Source organism: Clostridium sp. ATCC 25772, from assembly GCF_001573875.1.
Lineage (GTDB): Bacteria > Bacillota > Clostridia > Clostridiales > Clostridiaceae > Clostridium_J > Clostridium_J senegalense.
This window is the reverse complement of record NZ_LFRG01000140.1, coordinates 1-742: the sequence shown is the minus strand read 5'-3', so window position 1 is coordinate 742 and position 742 is coordinate 1. Positions and strand designations below refer to the sequence as shown.

Annotated in this window: 1 protein-coding gene; it reads left to right on the top strand. The window is 27.9% G+C overall.

Annotated features, from left to right (window positions below):
* A partial coding sequence (locus AZI32_RS17190; protein ID WP_162266752.1) for a M3 family metallopeptidase occupies positions 1 to 742 on the top strand: 742 nt, incomplete at both ends.

Here is a 742-nt window from a genome sequence, read left to right as displayed (position 1 = left end):
AAATACGGTTGATAATAATTTAGGAAGTTTGCATAAATATATAGGTTTAAGGAAAAAAGTATTGAACTTAGATAAAGTTTACTCATATGATATGCATGCTCCAATTATAAATCCAGTAGATGAGTATATTCCATATGATAAAGCACAAGGTATTGTATATACATCGCTAAATCCTTTAGGTAAAGAATATGGAGATATACTTTATAAAGCTTTCAATGAAAGATGGGTGGATGTATATTCTAATGATAATAAAGTAAGTGGAGCATACTGTTTATCTGTATATGATAATCATCCATATGTTTTAATGAATTATAGTGGAAACTTAGATTCTGTATCTACTTTATCTCATGAACTAGGACATGCTGTATATGGATATATGAGTTCAAAGAATCAAAATTACTTAAATTCAAAACCTAGTATATTTACTCATGAAGTAGCATCTATAACTAATGAAGCTTTATTATATGAAATGTTAATAAAGAATACTCAAAATAAAAATGAAAAAGCTTATTATATAACGCAGTACCTAGATTTGATAAAAAACACTCTATTTGTACAAACGATGTATGCTGAATTTGAGTACAAAGTACACCAGAAGCTTGAAAGTGGAGAGGTTGTAAACGTACTGGTATTAAATGATATATGGGGAGAACTTTTACAAAAATATTATGGTAAAGACTTTAGTGTAGATCAGCTATCTAAGGTTGGATGGGCAAAAATACCACATTTTTATAATAGTTTT